Annotated in this window: 15 protein-coding genes; 11 read left to right on the top strand and 4 right to left on the bottom strand. The window is 73.1% G+C overall.

Going from position 1 to position 17,567, the window contains the following annotated elements:
• Nucleotides 1–220: 220 nt before the first annotated feature.
• Complete coding sequence (locus ACH436_RS05200) at nucleotides 221–787, bottom strand: TetR/AcrR family transcriptional regulator (protein WP_430559088.1); 567 nt, start codon at nucleotides 785–787, stop codon at nucleotides 221–223.
• A 114-nt stretch (nucleotides 788–901) separates the two neighbouring features.
• On the opposite strand from ACH436_RS05200, the gene ACH436_RS05195 reads away from it, so the two are divergent.
• Nucleotides 902–1,642: an SDR family oxidoreductase gene (locus ACH436_RS05195; RefSeq protein WP_430559087.1), complete on the top strand. Its 741-nt coding sequence runs from the start codon at nucleotides 902–904 to the stop codon at nucleotides 1,640–1,642.
• Nucleotides 1,643–1,846: 204 nt separating this feature from the next.
• Here the strand turns inward: ACH436_RS05195 and ACH436_RS05190 are convergent, their stop codons facing one another.
• Nucleotides 1,847–2,536, bottom strand: coding sequence for a sigma factor (locus tag ACH436_RS05190; RefSeq protein WP_430559086.1), 690 nt, complete (start codon nucleotides 2,534–2,536; stop codon nucleotides 1,847–1,849).
• Between the two features lie 148 nt (nucleotides 2,537–2,684).
• On the bottom strand, nucleotides 2,685–5,477 hold the full coding sequence (locus ACH436_RS05185; RefSeq protein WP_430559085.1) for an AAA family ATPase: 2,793 nt from the start codon (nucleotides 5,475–5,477) through the stop codon (nucleotides 2,685–2,687).
• 125 nt (nucleotides 5,478–5,602) lie between these two features.
• On the opposite strand from ACH436_RS05185, the gene ACH436_RS05180 reads away from it, so the two are divergent.
• The 8 genes from ACH436_RS05180 to ACH436_RS05145 all read left to right on the top strand — a co-directional run bounded on the left by ACH436_RS05180 (nucleotide 5,603) and on the right by ACH436_RS05145 (nucleotide 13,500).
• Nucleotides 5,603–7,333 (top strand): FAD-binding protein, encoded by a 1,731-nt coding sequence (locus ACH436_RS05180; protein WP_430559084.1) that lies wholly within the window; start codon nucleotides 5,603–5,605, stop codon nucleotides 7,331–7,333.
• 136 nt (nucleotides 7,334–7,469) lie between these two features.
• Nucleotides 7,470–8,420, top strand: a complete 951-nt coding sequence (locus tag ACH436_RS05175; protein WP_430559083.1) for an alpha/beta hydrolase — start codon at nucleotides 7,470–7,472, stop codon at nucleotides 8,418–8,420.
• Nucleotides 8,421–8,460: 40 nt separating this feature from the next.
• Nucleotides 8,461–9,195 (top strand): alpha/beta fold hydrolase, encoded by a 735-nt coding sequence (locus tag ACH436_RS05170; RefSeq protein WP_430559082.1) that lies wholly within the window; start codon nucleotides 8,461–8,463, stop codon nucleotides 9,193–9,195.
• Between the two features lie 620 nt (nucleotides 9,196–9,815).
• Nucleotides 9,816–10,052, top strand: a complete 237-nt coding sequence (gene rpmB / locus ACH436_RS05165) for a 50S ribosomal protein L28 (protein WP_430559081.1) — start codon at nucleotides 9,816–9,818, stop codon at nucleotides 10,050–10,052.
• A 97-nt stretch (nucleotides 10,053–10,149) separates the two neighbouring features.
• A complete protein-coding gene (gene rpsN / locus ACH436_RS05160) occupies nucleotides 10,150–10,455 on the top strand; it encodes a 30S ribosomal protein S14 (RefSeq protein ID WP_430559080.1) in 306 nt (101 codons plus the stop codon).
• Between the two features lie 165 nt (nucleotides 10,456–10,620).
• Nucleotides 10,621–11,997 (top strand): zinc metallochaperone AztD, encoded by a 1,377-nt coding sequence (aztD, locus tag ACH436_RS05155; protein ID WP_430559079.1) that lies wholly within the window; start codon nucleotides 10,621–10,623, stop codon nucleotides 11,995–11,997.
• A gap of 88 nt (nucleotides 11,998–12,085) precedes the next feature.
• Nucleotides 12,086–12,973 (top strand): metal ABC transporter substrate-binding protein, encoded by an 888-nt coding sequence (locus ACH436_RS05150; protein WP_430559078.1) that lies wholly within the window; start codon nucleotides 12,086–12,088, stop codon nucleotides 12,971–12,973.
• 116 nt (nucleotides 12,974–13,089) lie between these two features.
• Complete coding sequence (locus tag ACH436_RS05145; protein WP_430559161.1) at nucleotides 13,090–13,500, top strand: Fur family transcriptional regulator; 411 nt, start codon at nucleotides 13,090–13,092, stop codon at nucleotides 13,498–13,500.
• Between the two features lie 91 nt (nucleotides 13,501–13,591).
• Here ACH436_RS05145 and ACH436_RS05140 read toward each other — a convergent pair whose 3' ends face one another.
• Nucleotides 13,592–14,176: a TetR/AcrR family transcriptional regulator gene (locus ACH436_RS05140; RefSeq protein ID WP_430559077.1), complete on the bottom strand. Its 585-nt coding sequence runs from the start codon at nucleotides 14,174–14,176 to the stop codon at nucleotides 13,592–13,594.
• A 209-nt stretch (nucleotides 14,177–14,385) separates the two neighbouring features.
• Here ACH436_RS05140 and ACH436_RS05135 point away from each other — a divergent pair, with 209 nt between their 5' ends.
• Both ACH436_RS05135 and ACH436_RS05130 read left to right on the top strand, forming a co-directional pair.
• Nucleotides 14,386–16,254 (top strand): flavin-containing monooxygenase, encoded by a 1,869-nt coding sequence (locus ACH436_RS05135; RefSeq protein ID WP_430559076.1) that lies wholly within the window; start codon nucleotides 14,386–14,388, stop codon nucleotides 16,252–16,254.
• Entirely contained in the window at nucleotides 16,251–17,288 is a 1,038-nt protein-coding gene (locus ACH436_RS05130; protein WP_430559075.1) for an SMP-30/gluconolactonase/LRE family protein, read from the top strand. Before ACH436_RS05135 ends, ACH436_RS05130 begins: the two co-directional genes overlap by 4 nt.
• The last annotated feature ends 279 nt before the right edge of the window (nucleotides 17,289–17,567 follow it).

The following is a 17,567-nucleotide window of genomic DNA, read 5'->3' as shown; positions in this document are numbered from 1 at the left end:
CCGCGCGGCCGTCGTCGTCCGCTGCTTCGGCCTGCGACAGTGTCGGCCCTCGTGCGGGTCGATGCGAGTCACCTTCGGTGCCGCCGTCCCCGAGGATTCCTGTCCCCGGAGTCATTGACAGCTTGACTGGCCGACTCGATCGGTCAGAGGGGTTCGAAGGATGCCTCGGACCCACGATCGCCTACGAGAGTCGAAACGGCCCCTGCTCTGCGGCATGCCCCTATGGCGACTCGTGGGGTCCATGATCGGTCGTGCGGAGCCCCTCGACCATGACCGCGTGGAACCAGGGCCAGCGCCCCGGGTCCCCTGTCGCGCAGGCACCCTGGTAGGCGGCCGTCATGAGGCCGACCACGTCCCGGCCGGTCAGTCCGGGACGAACTAGTCCGGCGTCCTGCGCGCGCCGGGCGAGGAGGTCGGCGATCTCCTCGAGGCGCTCGCGTCGCTCGGCCAGGCCCGGGGCGGTCAGCTCGGCCGAGGCCGCCATCTGGCAGAAGGCCCGGTCGCTCGCCTGCAGCTCCGTCCCGGCGGCGACGAACTCGCTCAGCGCGGCCATCGGGTCGGACATCGCCAGCAGCTCTTCGGCCCGCTCGGCCAGCCCTTCCACGAGCCGGGCGACGACGGTCGTCACGAGCTCCTCCTTGGACGCGAAGTGCCGGAACACGGTGCCCTTGGCGACTCCCGCGCTCGCAGCGATCTCCGCGACCGAGGCGTCGAGGCCCGAGTCGGCCAGCACGGCCGCCGCGGCCGACACGAGCGCCTCGCGGTTGCGCATGGCGTCCGCACGCATGCCCACCCCCTCCGTCGGTCGGACGCTAGCACGAACATGACCCAAGGGTCATCTTTCATGCTAGCGTCGACAACATGACCGGTTGGTCATCTTGAAACGTCGAAGGAGCACGACATGGACATGACAGGTCGCCGGGCACTGGTCGTCGGGGCGTCGTCGGGGATCGGAGCCGCGATCACCGAGGCGTTCGCGGGCGCCGGCGCGAGAGTCGTGGCCGCCGGCCGACGCTCCGACCGGCTCGACGAGGTGACGGCGCGCGCCGCCGGACCCGCCCGGGCCGTGACCCCGATGCTGCTCGACGTCGCCGACGAGGCGTCCGCGCGGTCCGGGGTCGCAGCGGCAGCCGAGATCCTCGGGGGGCTCGACGTCGTCGTCAACAACGCCGGTGTGATGCTCTCCGCCACGGTGCAGGACTCGGATCCCGCCGAGTGGGAGCGCATGGTGCGCACGAACCTGTTGGGCACCCTGCACGTCTCGCACGCCGCGTTGCCACACCTCGTGGCCAGCAGGGGGACCCTCGTGCAGACGTCCTCGACGTCGGGTCGGGTCTCCTCGGCCGGCTCGGGCGTCTACGCGGCCACCAAGCACGGCGTCAACGCATTCTCCGAGGCGCTGCGGCAGGAGGTCGCGCCGCAGGGTGTCCGCGTGGTCATGGTCGAGCCCGGCATGGTCGACACGGAGCTCTCCGAACACCTCTCCGACCCCGCGATGCGGGCTCTGGCTGCGCGTATGGCCGGCGAGATCCGGGTGCTGGACCCGTACGACGTCGCCGAGACCGTCCTCTTCGCGGTGACACGCCCGCCGCACGTCTCGCTCAACGAGATCCTGGTGCGCCCGACGGAGCAGGTGCGCTGACGAGCCCGCTCGGGAGCGCGACAGGCAGGGGTGACGAGGGGGTCCAGTCGCTCTCTGCTTCCGGCGTGGCGACGCGCTGGCCGCCCCGGTGAAACCCGGTGAGTCTCGTCCTTACCTGCGACTCGACCCGCTGCCTGTCGCCCGTCCGACCGCGCTCCGGCACCGTCTGTGACACGTGCCGCGGGGCGGGCAGTCGGCGTGTGGCTACGCCGGCATCGCCGACCGGGATCCCCGGAGCACCAGGAGGCGCTCGAGGGGGCCGACCTCGCCCTCCCGAGCCGCGGCGAGGAACGCGTTCACGAGGTGCCGGTGGTCCGCGGCCTCGACGAGCGTCCGGGTCGGGCCGTGCGTGACCCGAGGTGTCGCCCTGCGGACGAGCTGCCGGGCGTTGACGACGCTCGTACGCAGGAGGCGCGCGATCTCGTCGTAGGGGTAGTCGAAGATCTTCCGCAGCAGGTAGGCGGCCAGCTCGCCGCCCGACAGCCGGGACAGGAGCATCCCGAGCGCCTCGGCGAGCGCGGCGGTCTGGTCCACCCGGACGGCCGGGTCGGTGCTGCCGCCTTCTGGCCGGGATGCCTGGGCGTCCGTCGGGTGCTCGTGGCGGCGGCTGGCCGACTGCACGACGTTGATCGCCAACCGCGTCGTCGCCGTGGTGAGGAACGCCTCGGGGTTCCGCACCTCGGCCCGCTCGGTACGCTGCCACCGCAGCCAGGCCTCCTGGACGACATCCTCCGCGCTGAAGGCGTCGCCGCCGGTCACGCGGCAGGCGATCCGGAACAGGCGCGCGCGCTGTGAGGTGAAGAACGCGCCTGCGCGCTCCAGGTCGTCGTCGAGGGGGCGCCGCGCCCCGGCCGTGTCGATCGTGCATACGGGCTCGGTCGTCGACGTGTCCATGGAGGCTCCTCCGGTCCGGGCCGCCCGGGAGGGCGACAAACCCACCCTTCGGCCGCACCGGGGCCGGCCGCGCCACGCAGTCCCGTGGTCCGGTGCGTGGTGGTGCGTGGTGGTGCGTGGGGGCGCCGGAGGCTGCGAGGAGCCGTGCTCACACGGGAGAGGACGCGCCGCCGGCCGTTGCGCCGAGGCGCCCCAAGGCCCGCGAGAGCTCGCGTCGCGAGGAGATGCCGAGCTTCGTGTACACCTTGCGGAGGTGCCACTCGACCGTGTGCGGGCTGAGGAACAGCTCCGACCCGATCTTCGGGTTCGTCATCCCGTCCGCTGCCAGCGTCGCGATCTGGGCCTCCTGCGCGGTGAGCTGCGCCGTCTCCGTCGCGTCACGCGCTCGGACCCGGGCGCCCGTGGCGAGCAGCTCTCGTCGGGCCCGCTCTGCGAAGGCGACGGCGGGCATCGCGGCGAACAGTTCGTGGGCTCTGCGCAGGTGCTCCCGCGCGGCGGCCCGCCGGCCCTCCCGGCGCAGCCACTCCCCGTAGAGCAGATGGGTGCGGGCGACCTCTGCGGTCACCCCGTCCCCGTCGAGGTGCTCGATGGCCGCGCGGTACAGCGCGTCGGCCTCGCCGCCCGTGCTCAGCAGCGCCGAGCACCGCGCCCTCAGCCCCTGCGCCCATCCGGTGTCGGCCACGCCGATCAGCGCGTCCAGGCGGGCGAATGCGGCCGCAGCCTGGTCAGGCTCGCCGCAGCGCACGGCCGCCTCGACGTGCTCGACCAGTGCCAGCCCGACGAAGTTGAACCCGTCGTGGTCGATCACGGTGCGCGACGCGGCGAGGGCCCGGTCGTACCGCGCCAGCCCGTTGTAGAGCACGCCCTGGACATATCCGGTGACGGCGAGCAGTGACACCTCGCCTCCCTCGGTGGCTCGCGCGAGCGCGTCGTCGAAGAGCGTGACGGCTGCCGCCTCCTCGCCGCGCCACGCCGTCAGGACGAGGGACGCGTAGGCGAACGGGGCGTTGCCGGTGGCGGCGGCGATCGTGTCGGCCTCGTCGATCTTCCGGGCCGCTCCCGCGAAGTCGCCGTGGAACACGTCGACGCCCGCGGTGTACACGAGTGACGGCGGGAGCACGCCCAGGGCCCCCGCGTCCCGGGCCAGGCGCACCGCGCGTGCCGAGATCAGGTCCCACGCGGCGAAGTCCCACGCGTGGTGGAAGAACGCCTCCATCGCGACCGGTGCCAGCAGGAGCCACCGGGCAGCGGCTCCGTGGTCGTCCAGCACCTCCTGTGCGAACGGCGCGAAGGCTGCCCGGATCGCGCCGACCCCCCGCTCCGTGCCCTCGTCGAGGAGAGTCGCGATCGCGTCGAGCAGGGCGTCCGAGGGACTCGCTCCGGGCAGCCGTGCCTCGAGGCCACGAGCCGAGCGCGCCGCTGCCGCGACCCCGGCGGGCCCGTGGACGCGACCGGAGAACACCGCCGCGCTGATCGCCTCGAGGTAGGTCTCCCGGGCAAGGGGCGAGCCGGCTGACGCGAGGCCGGCGGCGGCCTCCAGCAGCAGGGGAGCAGCCTCGTCGCTGCGGCTGCGTGCGAAGAGGACGCGAGCGCGGAGCCGATTCACCCGCGCGCGGTCCGTCGGGTCGAGCGGGCAGAGGTCGGCGAGGGTCGCCATCTCCGTCGCGCGGTCGAGTGCCGCCGCGGAGAAGTGCGCCTCGGCCGCGGCGAGGGCGCGCCGTCCCCGCCGCCGTGCGTCCGGCGTGAGCGCTGCGGCGCGCTCGAGCAGCACCGCCTCGGCGGCCATGCCGCCGCGCTGGCGAGCTCGGTCCGCGGCCAGCTCCAGGCCCTCGGCGACCTCCTCGTCCGGTCCGTCGCATGCCTGCGCGGCATGCCACGCGCGGCGGTCGGGCTCGTGCACGGGATCGGTGGCCGCGGCCAGGGCCCGGTGCGCCGCCTGGCGTTCCGCGGTGCTCGCCGCGCGGTAGACCGCGGACCGCGCCAGGGGATGGCGGAACCGGACGGACTCCCCAAACTCGACGAGGCCAGCTGCCTTGGCGGGCGCGACGTCGGGGACGACGCCCAGGTGCTCGGCGGCCCTCAGCAGGAGGCGCGTGTCGCCCACTGGCTCGGCCGCGGCGACGAGCAGGATGGTCCGGGTCGGGGAAGGGAGCGCTCCCAGACGACGGGCGAAGTCTTCCTCGACACGATCGGGGACCGAGCCGGCGGCATCGGTATCGAGCCCGTAGGCCAGCTCTGCGGCCTTGCGGCCCCGGTAGAGCTCCAGGAGCGCGAGGGGGTTCCCGTGCGTCTCCGCGACGAGCCGCGCCCGCACCGGAGCCTCCAGTCGCCCGTCGACGGCGGAGTCGAGCAGCTCACCGGCCGACCGCGGGTCGAGGCCTTCGACGTGCAGCTCGGCGAGGCCCGCCAGGACCCCGTGCCCCTCGGGATCACGCACCGCGGCCACCACCGCGACGGACTCGGCCAGGAGACGCCGGGCGACGAACTCGAGCGTGAGGAGAGATGCCTGGTCCAGCCACTGCGCGTCGTCCACGACGACCAGCACGGGCCGCGGCTCGGACGCACGGGTCAGGAGGTTGAGCACCGCCAGGCCGACGAGGAAGCGGGCGGGCGGTTCTCCGGTCACCGTCCCGAAGGCCACCTCCAGGGCGTCGCGCTGGGGTGCGGGGAGCCGCCCGACCTCGCCGAGGAACGGGCCGCACAGCTGCTGCAGGCCGGCGTAGGCCAGCTCCATGTCCGCCTCGACGCCCCGCGCCCGGGTCACGATGACCCCCGAGGCCTGCGCGGCCACGTAGTCCAGCAGGACGGACTTGCCGACGCCCGCGCCGCCGCGCACGACGCGCACCGCCGACCTCCCGCCGCGCAGGCTCGTGAGCACGTCGTCGAGCGCGGCGCGCTCGGTCCCGCGGCCGACCAGATGGGGCAGCGGATGCGCGCTCATCGGACTCCTGGGGCTCGCGGGGGCCTCGTCGGTGGCGCCCTCGGCGGCAGGCTACCGGTCCCTGTCACAGGTGTCCCCGCAACGCGGTCGAGTAAGGACAGTCGACGTCCGCCGCAGGAGGAACTGTGTCCCCACGCATCCATCAGCTCGCCACCTCGGTGCTCGTGATCGGGACGGGTGGCTCCGGCCTGCGCGCCGCGATCGAGCTCGCCGAGACAGGCGTGGCCGTGCTCGCCGTCGGCAAGCGGCCCGCGCCCGACGCGCACACCTCGCTGGCAGCTGGCGGCATCAATGCCGCCCTGGCCACGACCGACCCGGCCGACACGTGGGAGCAGCACGCCGCCGACACGCTCCAGGAGAGCTATCTCCTGGCCGACCCACGGACCGTGCAGGTCGTGACGCAGGGTGCGTCGCGGGGGATCGACGACCTGGAGCGCTACGGCATGCGGTTCGACCGTCAGCCGGACGGACGGATCGCGCAGCGCTACTTCGGCGCCCACACCTACCGGCGCACAGCCTTCGTCGGGGACTACACCGGGCTGGAGGTGCAGCGCACGCTGGTCCAGCGCGCCGCGCAGCTGAACGTCCCCGTGCTGTCGACGGTGTACGTCACCCGGTTGCTGGTGAACGACGGGGTGGTGTTCGGCGCCTACGGCTTCGACCTCGTCGACGGCTCGCGCTACCTCGTGCACGCCGACGCGGTCATCCTCGCGACCGGCGGTCACACCCGGATCTGGCGACGCACGTCGTCGCGGCGCGACGAGAACACCGGCGACTCGTTCCGCCTCGCCGCCGAGGCCGGTGCGCGGCTGCGCGACGCGGAGCTGGTGCAGTTCCACCCGTCCGGGCTGATCGAGCCCGAGAACGCGGCGGGAACCCTCGTGAGCGAGGCCGCGCGGGGCGAGGGCGGCGTCCTCCTCAACAATCTGGGGGAGCGCTTCATGGCGCGCTACGACGCGGAGCGGATGGAGCTGTCCACCCGGGACAGGGTCGCCCTCGCGTCGTACACGGAGATCAAGGAGGGGCGCGGCACCAGGGCCGGTGGCGTCTGGCTCGACCTCTCGCACCTGCCCCGCGAGACGATCCTCACCCGGCTGCCGCGCGTCTACCAGACGCTCATGGACCTCCAGGTGCGCGACGTGACGCGTGACCCGATCGAGGTGGCACCCACCGCGCACTACTCGATGGGCGGCGTGTGGGTGCGCCCCGAGGACCACAGCACCGACGTGCTCGGCCTCTTCGCCATCGGCGAGGCGTCCAGCGGGCTGCACGGCGCGAACCGGCTCGGCGGCAACTCGCTCATCGAGCTCCTGGTGTACGGCAGGATCACGGGCCGTGCTGCCGCCGAGTACTCGGCTGGGCTGGCGACGCAGCGCAGGTCCCTCGGTGCGGTGCGGGACGCCGAGTCGTCGGTCGACCGCCTCCTCGCGTCCGACGGCGACCAGAACGTCCGCGCGCTGCAACGCAGCGTCCGCGACCTGATGACCGAGCACGCCGGCGTGGTGCGCGACGAGTCGGGCCTGCGCGCCGGCCTCACCGCCCTCGACGAGGTCGAGCACCGCATGACGCGGGCCGGCATCCACATCGACATCGGCGGCTACCAGGACCTCGCCCACGCCTTCGACCTGCGCTCCGCCGCGCTCGCGGCGCGGGCGACCCTGGAGTGCGCACTCGAACGCCGGGAGACGCGGGGGTGCCACAACCGGTCCGACTACCCGGAACTGGACCCGGAGCTCCAGGTGAACCTGGTGTGGTCCCCGCGCGCCGGCGTCCGCCGCGAGGCGCTCCCGCCGATCCCGACCGACATCGCCGAACGCATGCACGACGTCTCCGCCGACGGAAAGCTCGTCGAGTAGGGCGTCCCGCTGTCACGCGCGGGCATCACGCCCGGTCGTTCAGGGCAAGACGGCACACGCCGTCGGCACCACCGGTCGTCCGGCCTCGCAGCACGCGTCCCGGCGACCTCCGGCCGACCCAGGAAGGACATCCCCCATGAGCGACCACGTTCTCGAGCCCGAGGCCCAGGCCATGGCCGACGCGACCGCGGAGCCACCCTACTTCTACGAGATGACGCCCGACGAGGCGCGCAAGGTCCTCGCCGACGTGCAGGCGCAGCCCACGCACCTGCCGGACGTCGAGGAGGAGTGGTTCGTGGTGCAGGCCTCCGTCGGCGACGTCCGGGTGAGGGTCGTCCGACCGGTCGGCCGCACCGGGCCGCTGCCCGCCGTCCTGTACATCCACGGCGGGGGTTGGGTCCTGGGCGATGCCGCCACGCACGACCGCCTGGTCCGCGACCTCGCCACCGGTGCCGACGTCGCCGTGGTGTTCGTCGAGTACGACCGGTCGCCGGAGGCCCGCTACCCGGTCGCGATCGAGCAGGCGTACGCGACGGCGCAGTGGATCACGCGGCACGGCGCGGACGCGGGCCTCGACCCCGCCCGGATCGCCGTCGCCGGCGACTCGGTGGGCGGCAACATGGCGGCCGCCGTCGCGATCCTCGCCAAGCAGCGCGGAGACGTCACCTTCTGTCACCAGTCGCTGTACTACCCCGTGACGGACGCCGGCCAGGATACGGCCAGCTACGTCGAGTTCGCGGAGGGTCCGTTCCTGCTCGCCAAGTCGATGGCCTGGTTCTGGGACGCGTACCTGCCGGACGTGTCCCGGCGCCAGGAGATCACCGCGTCGCCGCTGCGGGCCACGCTCGAGGACCTCGCAGGGCTGCCGGAGGCTTTCGTCGTCGTCGACGAGAACGACGTGCTGCGCGACGAGGGAGAGGCCTACGCCCGCACGCTCGTCGCGGCAGGGGTGCGGACCACGACCGTGCGCTACAACGCGACCATCCACGACTTCATGATGCTCAACCCGCTGCGGCCGTCGGCCGCGTCGTCCGGCGCGATCGCGCAGGCCGTCGGGGTCCTGCGCGCGGCGCTCCACGCCGGCTGACGACTCCCATCCACCCGTACCGAACCGACAGGAGACCGAGATGGACACCCAGTACCCCACCGTCGTGCTCGTGCACGGCGCGTTCGCCGAGTCCGCGAGCTGGAACGGCGTCATCGACCGGCTGCACGAGCTGGACATCGAGGCCGTCGCCGCGGCGAACCCCCTGCGCGGCGTGGCCGGAGACGCGGCCTATGTCCGTGACGTCGTCTCCGGGATCGGCCGGCCCGTGCTGCTCGTCGGCCACTCCTACGGCGGGATCGTGATCACGGAGGCCGCCGCGGGGAACCCCGACGTCGTCGGCCTCGTCTACGTCGCGGCGTTCGCCCCGGACCACGGCGAGAGCGCGTTCGAGCTCTCGGCGCGGTCCCCGGGAAGCACGCTCGGCGAAGCACTGACGGCCTACCCCGTGAGCAGCGGTGGTAACGAGCTCGCCATCCGCCTCGATGCCTTCCCCGCGCAGTTCGCCGCCGACGTGCCGCTCGCGGACGCGACGCGGCTCGCTCGGACGCAGCGGCCGGTCACGGAGGCCGCGCTCCGGGACGGGCTGCCCACGGACGCTCCGGCATGGCGGTCGCTCCCGTCCTGGTTCGTCTTCGGCGAGGAGGATCGCAACATCCCGGCCGCCGAGCTGCGGGCCGAGGCCGGGCGGGCGGGAGCGCGCGGCGTCAACGAGGTCGCGGGGGCATCCCATGCGATCGCCGTCTCGCGGCCGTTTGAGGTGACGAGCACGATCCTCGAGGCCCTCCGGGCCGACATCGCCGAAGAAGTCGCATGACCTGACGGCACGGCCGACGGCTCCGTCCCCCAGTCCGGGGGACGGAGCCGTCTGCCGTGCCGGGGTCACACCCGCCCGCGGCGATCTCGTCGACCAGCGCGGCGGCCTCCTCGCGCCCTGACTCGTTCTCGCCGAAGCTCACCAGCAGGGGCAGGTTCCCCGGCTCGTCGGTGGTCAGGGACACGCCCGAGTCGCCGGCGAAGCCACCGCCCCCGCCTCCGGGCATCCCCGCCCTCCGGTGGCTGGCCGCCTCCCGGGCGAGACAGATTCAGCGCGCGTCAGCCGTCGACCACAGGGGACGGCGGCACCAACTCGGTGACAGTGCCGCAGTCGTGGGGTGCGAGGCGTGACGTCGGGCTCTGCTCGCACCAGGACGAGCGGCATTCACCGCCCCGGGACAGCGGCACTCCTGTCGAGGGCTCGCGGTCCTGCTCAGCGGGGGAGCACGCCCGATTCGCCTTGGTTCCCCCCCGCACCCCTCGGGCCTTCCGGGTCTCGGACGGGGCGGGCGAACAGGGGCACGACCGACTCCGTATTGATAATGAGTATCAGATGTGTGAGACTCCAGCCAGTTGAGAAACGTTCTCAACAGCCGGTCCGTCCAGAAGGAAAGGGGCGTCATGTCCGCCCGCTGTCAGGTGCTCGGGACCGTCCCGGGCTTCGGCCACTCCGTCTCGCACTCCCATGTGCGCACCAAGCGTCGCTGGGACCCGAATATCCAGAAGAAGCGCTACTGGGTGCCCTCGCTCGGCCGTACGGTCACCCTGCGGGTGAGCGCCAAGGGCATCCGGACGATCGACCGCAAGGGGATCGACGTGGTCGTGTCCGAGATCCTTGCGCGCGGGGAGCGGGTGTGACGATGCGTCAAGACCGGTGGCCTGCTCCTGGGCGGCTCGTGCTCGGGAAGCCTGCCCGGCTGACCCGCGGGCGCGTCGATCGCCGCGGGGGTCGCTGATGGCCAAGAAGTCCAAGATCGTCGCGGACGAGCGACGGCGGGCGGTCGTCGCCCGGTACGCCGAGCGGCGGGCCGAGCTGAAGGCGATCGTCGCATCGCCGTCGTCGACCCCGGAGCAGCGTGCCGTCGCGGTGATGGGGCTGCATCGGCAGCCGCGCGACGCGAGCCCGTCCCGGGTCCGCAACCGCGATGTCGTCGACGGTCGTCCGCGTGGCTTCTCGCGCAGGTTCGGGCTGTCGCGGCTCCGGTTGCGTGAGCTGGCGCTCCGCGGCGAGCTCCCCGGCGTGACCAAGTCCAGCCGGTGATCGGCCCGAACCTCTGAAGAGGCGCGGCACCCAGCTCTAATCGCGAATGAGAATAATTCTCGTTCGTGCTAACGTCCCTGGCGGTCGTGGACGCGGCCGCCGAAGAACCACGGAAAGGAGCGGGCCCGAGCACCGCCGCCGGTGCACCGCGGGCCCACTGACCTCATGACTTTGACCGCACGGAAGCGGACGCGCTCCCGAGGGCTCGTGTCCCTCGGGCTCACCCTGCCGATCATCGCCCTCGCCGCCTGCTCGTCCGGGGACCCGGAGGCCGCCGCAGAGGCGCCGGCATCGGAGAGCGCCGCGCAGGAGCGGCCCCAGGCCACCGAGGAGGCCACGTACACCCCCCGGATCGCCGTCACCTACGACGGGGGCGTCCAGGTGCTCGACGCCGGGACGCTCGAGCCCGTCGGGCAGTTCGAGCTCGAGGGCTTCAACCGGCTCAACGGGGCCGGGGACGGCCGCCACCTGCTGGTCTCGACCACGGGCGGTTTCCAGCTGCTCGACGGCGGCGCCTGGGCCGAGCCGCACGGCGACCACTCGCACTACTACTCCGCCGCGCCCGAGCTCACCGACACGATGTTCGAGGCGACGACTCCGGGACACGTCGTCGTGCACGAGGGGCGCACGGCCCTGTTCGACGACGGCACGGGCAAGATCCAGATGTTCGACTCGTCGGCCGTCGCCGACCCCGAGCGCGAGGTCCGCGAGCTGACCACCCCCGAGGCCCACCACGGGGTCGCGGTGGAGCTGACCGACGGCACGGTCGTGGTGTCCGAGGGTGACGAGGACGCCCGCACGGGCATCCGGGTCCTGGACGCGGACGGCAAGGAGATCGCCGCTTCCGACGAGTGCCCTGGTGTGCACGGTGAGGCCATGGCCGCCGACGAGACCGTGCTCATCGGCTGCGAGGACGGTGTCCTCGTCGTCAAGGACGGCAAGATCACCAAGGTCGACAGCCCGGACGCCTACGGTCGCATCGGCAACCAGGCCGGCACCGAGGCCTCGAGCGTCGTGCTCGGCGACTACAAGACCGACCCGGACGCCGAGCTCGAGCGCCCCACGCGCGTGTCCCTGACCGACACGGCGACCGGCGAGATGACCCTGGTCGACCTGCCCTCCAGCTACACCTTCCGTTCCCTGGCGCGCGGTGACGACGGCGAGGCGCTGGTGCTCGGCACCGACGGCCAGGTCCACGTCATCGACCCGGAGACCAAGAAGCTCACGTCGTCGATCCCCGTCATCGACGAGTGGGAGGAGCCCGTCGAGTGGCAGCAGCCGCGCCCGGCGATCTTCGTGCTCGACGGCTCGGCCTACGTGACGGACCCGGCGAACAAGACCATCAGCGCCGTCGACATCGAGACCGGCGAGGTGTGGAACACCGCCACGCTCGACGTCGAGCCCAACGAGATCAACGGGATCTCCGGCAACGTCGAGGACGGGTCCACCGAGTTCGGTGAGGCCGACGACCACGACCACGACCACGAGCACGACCACGAGCACGACCACGAGCACGACGAGAGCGAGGGCGAGTCGCACTGACGCCCGGCGCGTCCTTCGGACGGCGGCGGCACCCGCGGGTGCCGCCGCCGTCGCATGCCAGCAGCAGCACAACCCCGGGAGCCTCCCCATGCGTCCGCACGCCCGCCGCACCCTCACCGCCCTGCTCGCCTGCGTCCTGTCCGCGGGGGCGCTCGGCGCCTGCGCCCCTGCGTCAGGGAGCCAGAAGCTGGACGTCCTCGCGTCCTTCTACCCGCTGCAGTTCGTCGCCGAGCGGGTCGGCGGCGTGCACGTGACGGCGAGCAACCTCACGCCCCCCGCGGCCGACCCGCACAGCCTGGAGCTCTCGCCCGCCCAGGTGCGGAAGCTCGGCAGCGCCGACCTCGTGGTCTACCTCTCCGGCATGCAGGCCGCGGTGGACGAGGCGATCGCGACGAGCCCGCCCCGGCTCGCCCTCGACACGGCCGAGGTCGCCGGCCTCACGGGCCAGGGCGCCGAGGACCCGCACTTCTGGCAGGACCCCGCTCTGCTCGCCGACGTCGCCCGGGACGTCGCGGACCGGCTGGCCTCGGTCGACCCCGACCATGCCGCCGAGTTCACGGCGAACGCCGACGCGCTCGCCGAGGAGCTCGCCATCCTCGACGAGGAGTACCGCACCGAGCTGGCGCCGTGCGCGGGGGCCACCGTCGTCACGTCGCACGAGGCCTTCGGCTACCTCGCCGAGCGCTACGACCTCCAGCAGGTCGGCATCGTGGGGATCGACCCGGAGGTCGAGCCCTCGCCCGCCAGGTTGCGCCACGTGCGGTCCGTGGTCGAGGAGGCGGGCGTCAGGACCGTCTACTTCGAGGTCATCACCAGCCCCAAGGTCGCCGAGACGCTCGCCGACGACCTGGGCATCGCCACGGACCGTCTCGACCCGATCGAGGGGCAGGCCGACCCCGAGGCCGACTACCTCGACGTCATGCGGGCCAACCTCGTCGCGCTGCGGGACGGGCTCACCTGCGACGCGCCGGCATAGCCCCCGGGCGGCCGCTCGGCGCCGTTCCCGCCGTCGGCCCGCCGCGGAACACCCGAGGAATCCTGTGAGATCCTCGGGTGTTCCCGTGGGTGAAGGAGGTGACCGCCGTGGCACGGATGACCCGCCAGCGCGCGGCGCTCAACGACGCGATCGACGACATGGCCGAGTTCCGCAGCGCGCAGGAGATCCATCGCACGCTCCTCGACCGCGGCGACAAGGTCGGTCTCGCGACCGTCTATCGCGGGCTGCAGCGGCTCGCCGACGCGGGCGAGCTCGACACGGTGCGGACCGGGGAGGGGGAGAACCTCTACCGGCGCTGCGAGACGCGGGCGCACCACCACCACCTGGTCTGCCGCGGCTGCGGCCGTGCCGAGGAGATCGACGGCCCGAGCGTCGAGCGCTGGACGAGCGAGGTCGGGGCGAGGTACGGGTTCGCGGACATCACCCACGAGGTGGAGCTCTTCGGCACCTGCGCGCAGTGCCGCGCGGAGGGCGCGGCGCGGGCGACAGCCGGAGCCGGTGCCTGAGATCGGCTCACCCTTCGACGCGATCCCTGCGCGGCGCGCGGTCCCGGGCGACGGGGCCTGACGGCGAAGCCGGCGGGACGGACCGCCGGGCTCAGCCTGGCGGTGGGGTGGTGAACAGTCCTCGGTGCAGGATCGTGCGGCCCTGCCCCCACCGGCGCGGGTCTCCGTCCGCGCCCTGGTGCTCGGCGGCCGCCTGGGCGGCCATGGCCATCGGCAGTGCGGCGAGGACGTCGTCGGTCGTCACCCCGGGGTGGGTGCGGCCGTGCCGGCGGGCCAGCCTCACGAGGGGGTCGAGGGCGTCGGCGGTGCGCCGGGCCAGGTGACCCACCCCCGAGCCCTGCTGCCGGGCGACGACCCTGGCGAGCCAGGGGGCGTCGCGCTGGATGTCGAGCAGGTGGTGGAAGAGCGCCTCGGCCCCGTGGGCGTCGCCCGCCAGGTCGGCGGCGTGGGCCTCGATGTCCGCGACGTTCTGCTCGAGGACGGCGGTGGCGAGGTCCTCACGGGTGGGGAAGTGGCGGTGCAGGGTCGTCCGGCTGACGCCGGCCGCGGCGGAGATCTCCTCGAGGGGGACGTCGGGGCCCTGCCGTGCCAGGACCTGCCGTGCGGCGGCGACGAGGCGTTCGCGGTTGCGCGCCGCGTCGCGACGCGTGGGAGCCCCCGGTGAACCCTCCGTCATGGACCTGAGCGTACCGACCCCTCGACACGCGGGGCGGCGGGCTGTCGCCAAAACGTACCGTGATGTACGTTTCCTGAGACGGGTGACCGGGGCACCGGTGCTCGTCGCCACGGTGAGGAGGCCGGGCCGGACCCCGGCCTCGGTGTGCCTCGGTGTGCCCCGGGCGTCGGGGCGCGGGCCCGGCCCGCGTCTCGACGAAAGGCAGCCCCTTGACCCACGTCAGCAGCACGTCCGACCCGGCATCCGCGACGCGTCCCGCGCTCGAGCCGGACCTCGGGTTCGACCCGGCAGCGTTGCGGGAGAAGTACCGCCGGGAGCGAGACCGCCGCATCCGCCCGGACGGCCTGGCGCAGTACCGCCGCGCCGCGGGGGAGTTCGGCTACTACGCGAAGGACCCGTACACGGAGCGCACGGAGCGTGAGCCGCTGACCGACCGCGTCGAGGTGCTCGTCGTGGGTGGTGGCTTCGGCGGACTGGTGACGGGCGCCCGGCTGCGCGAGGCGGGGTTCGGCTCGATCCGGATGCTCGACGAGGCCGGAGACTTCGGCGGCACCTGGTACTGGAACCGCTACCCCGGGATCCACTGCGACATCGAGTCGTACGTGTACATGCCGCTGCTGGAGGAGACGGGCTACGTCCCGTCGATGCGGTACGCGCCGGGCGAGGAGATCCGCCGGCACGCGGTGCGGATCGCCGAGCACTACGGCCTGTACCGCGACGCCGTCTTCCACACCCGGGTCACCGAGCTCACCTGGGACGAGGACGCCGCGGAATGGCTCGTGCGCACCGACCGCGGGGACGCGATGCGCGCCCGCTACGTGATCGTGTCCTCCGGCACCCTCACGCAGCCGAAGCTCCCCGGGATCCCCGGGATCGAGGACTTCCGCGGGCACACCTTCCACACCAGCCGGTGGGACTACGGCTACACCGGCGGCAGCGCCGAGGGCGGGATGGTGGGCCTCGCGGACAAGCGCGTGGCCGTCGTCGGCACGGGGGCGACCGGGCTGCAGGTGATCCCGCACGTGGCCCGCGACGCGGCGCACCTGTACGTCATGCAGCGCACGCCGTCGTCGGTGGACGTGCGCGACAACCGGCCCACCGACCCCGCGTGGGCGGCGTCCCTGCGGCCGGGCTGGCAGCTGCGGCGGATGGAGAACTTCCTCGCGATCCTGTCCGGCGAGGACGTGGACGAGGACCTCACGCGGGATGGGTGGACGGCGACGGCGCGCCTGCAGCGGCAGATGATCACCGGCGCGGTCGACACGACGCTCGAGCCGGCCGAGCGCGAGCGCCTCGACGAGCTGGCCGACTTCGCGACGATGAACCGCATCCGCGCCCGCGTCGACGCCGTCGTGGAGGACCCGGCCACGGCCGAGGCGCTGAAGCCCTGGTACCGGTACATGTGCAAGCGGCCCGGGTTCTCCGACCTGTACCTGCAGGCGTTCAACCGGGAGAACGTCACCCTGGTCGACACCGCCGACCACGGCGGCATCACCCGCATGACGGAGACCGGCGTCGTCGTGGGGGAGGCCGAGTACGAGGTCGACTGCGTGGTCTTCGCGACCGGGTTCGAGGTCGGGGTCTCCGGCGTCGTCTCGGGCACGATGCCGGTGCACGGGCGCGGCGGGACCACGCTGCTCGAGGCGTGGGGGCGCGGGCCGCGCACCCTGCACGGCTTCTCCTCCCACGGCTTCCCGAACCTGTTCCACCTGGGGGCGATGCAGAACGCGAACTCGGTGAACTTCGTGCACATCCTCACCGAGCAGGCCGAGCACATCGCCGCCGTCCTGGCCCGGGCGGCCAAGGCGGGCGCCCGGTACGTCGAGCCCACCGCCGAGGCCGAGCAGGCCTGGTGCGACACGATCCTCGACGTCGCGGTCGACAACTCGGCCTTCCTCGCCGAGTGCACCCCCGGCTACTACAACGGCGAGGGCACGCGGCGCGCGACCCCGACGTCGTACAGCCCCGGCCCCGTCGCGTTCCACCGCCTGCTGGCCGCGTGGCGCGAGGGCGACATGGGCGATGTCCTGGTGCCGCCCGACGCCTCCATCGGCGACAGCACGGGGGTGACCGCATGAGGCGCACGATCCGCACCCGAGCGGTCGCATGGACCGCCGTTCCCCTGCTGCTGCTCGCCGGGTGCGCGACCGCGCCGGCCTCGCAGTCGGGGGACGCGTCCCTCGGCGGCACCGACCGCACGGCGTCCGAGCGGACGGCCGAGCACGTGCTCCAGGTCAGCTCCGTGCACGAGGCGACGGGGATGACGCTGCTCGAGGGTCCGACGTTCGGCGACGACGGTCGCCTGTACCTGGTGGACGTCACCGCGCCGCCCGGCGGGCCCAAGGTGATGGCGGTCGACCTGGACACCGAGGAGGTCAGCACCGTCTACACGGACGACAAGGGCGCGTACACCTCCGCGCAGTTCAGCCCCGCCGACGGACGGCTGTACCTCACGGACTACGCGAACGGCCGGATCCTCAGCGTCACCCCGGGCGGTGAGGACCCGCGCACCGTCGCCGCCGGCCGGATCAAGGGCACCGCGATGCACCCCGACGACCTCGCGTTCGACGACGCCGGGAACATGTTCGTCACCGACTCCGCGTACACGACCTACCCGGACGCCGAGCCGTCGGGCCGGGTGCTTCGGGTCGACCACCGCACCGGGAAGGTCACCGTCCTGGCCGACCGCCAGCCCAACCCCAACGGCATCTCCTTCGACCTCGACGACGGCGCGCTGTGGGTCAGCCAGCTCGACGCCAACCGCATCGACCGCCTCACCCTGAACGACGACCGCACCTCCGTCACGGCCGGGCACACCGGGATGCACGTCGACAACGGGACGGCGCAGACGGACTCCAACGCTGTCGACGCCGCGGGCAACGTCTACCAGGCCGTGCACGGCGTGCCGCGGATCCTCGTCCACGCCCCCGACGGAGAGCACCTCGCCACGATCACCGTCCCCGCCGCCGACGGCGACCTCGACTCCGCCACCAACCTCGCCATCCGGCCCGGGACCACCGACGCGTACGCCACGGTGAGCGGGCCGGACGGCGGGCACGTCTACCGGTTCGACGCCCTCGCCGAGGGAGTGCGCCAGTCCAACGGCGGCTGAACAGGTGATCGACGCGGCGCCGGCCTCCTGGTCGCCGGCCCCACGTGCGGAGGAGAGCCGGAACTAGCGCTGTCGTCCCCGCTCACCCGGCTTCTGCCGGGCGAAGGTCCTGCCCTCGCGAGGGCAGGACCTTCGCCGTCGTTGCACGGGCCTGTCGTCGTCGAGCGTTCACGGTGTCGGTCACGACTTGCTCACCTCGGGGCAGGGGTGACACTCTTGCGCGTCCGTGAAACTGGTTTCAAGGATGGCCGATGACACATCATGCTCTGGTGCTCCCTG

The sequence above is a fragment of the Isoptericola sp. NPDC019693 genome (assembly GCF_044389085.1).
Taxonomy (GTDB): Bacteria; Actinomycetota; Actinomycetes; order Actinomycetales; family Cellulomonadaceae; genus Isoptericola.
Note: the sequence above shows the minus strand (reverse complement) of the source record. Positions and strands in the feature narration are given on the sequence as shown.

Bases quoted from the DNA above. Each gene is read 5' to 3' on its own strand.
- ACH436_RS05200 (WP_430559088.1), bottom strand. From the start codon at position 787: ATGCGTGCGGACGCCATGCGCAACCGCGAGGCGCTCGTGTCGGCCGCG.
- ACH436_RS05195 (WP_430559087.1), top strand. From the start codon at position 902: ATGGACATGACAGGTCGCCGGGCACTGGTCGTCGGGGCGTCGTCGGGG.
- ACH436_RS05190 (WP_430559086.1), bottom strand. From the start codon at position 2,536: ATGGACACGTCGACGACCGAGCCCGTATGCACGATCGACACGGCCGGG.
- ACH436_RS05185 (WP_430559085.1), bottom strand. From the start codon at position 5,477: ATGAGCGCGCATCCGCTGCCCCATCTGGTCGGCCGCGGGACCGAGCGC.
- ACH436_RS05175 (WP_430559083.1), top strand. From the start codon at position 7,470: ATGAGCGACCACGTTCTCGAGCCCGAGGCCCAGGCCATGGCCGACGCG.
- ACH436_RS05170 (WP_430559082.1), top strand. From the start codon at position 8,461: ATGGACACCCAGTACCCCACCGTCGTGCTCGTGCACGGCGCGTTCGCC.
- rpmB (WP_430559081.1), top strand. From the start codon at position 9,816: ATGTCCGCCCGCTGTCAGGTGCTCGGGACCGTCCCGGGCTTCGGCCAC.
- rpsN (WP_430559080.1), top strand. From the start codon at position 10,150: ATGGCCAAGAAGTCCAAGATCGTCGCGGACGAGCGACGGCGGGCGGTC.
- aztD (WP_430559079.1), top strand. From the start codon at position 10,621: ATGACTTTGACCGCACGGAAGCGGACGCGCTCCCGAGGGCTCGTGTCC.
- ACH436_RS05150 (WP_430559078.1), top strand. From the start codon at position 12,086: ATGCGTCCGCACGCCCGCCGCACCCTCACCGCCCTGCTCGCCTGCGTC.
- ACH436_RS05145 (WP_430559161.1), top strand. From the start codon at position 13,090: ATGACCCGCCAGCGCGCGGCGCTCAACGACGCGATCGACGACATGGCC.
- ACH436_RS05140 (WP_430559077.1), bottom strand. From the start codon at position 14,176: ATGACGGAGGGTTCACCGGGGGCTCCCACGCGTCGCGACGCGGCGCGC.
- ACH436_RS05130 (WP_430559075.1), top strand. From the start codon at position 16,251: ATGAGGCGCACGATCCGCACCCGAGCGGTCGCATGGACCGCCGTTCCC.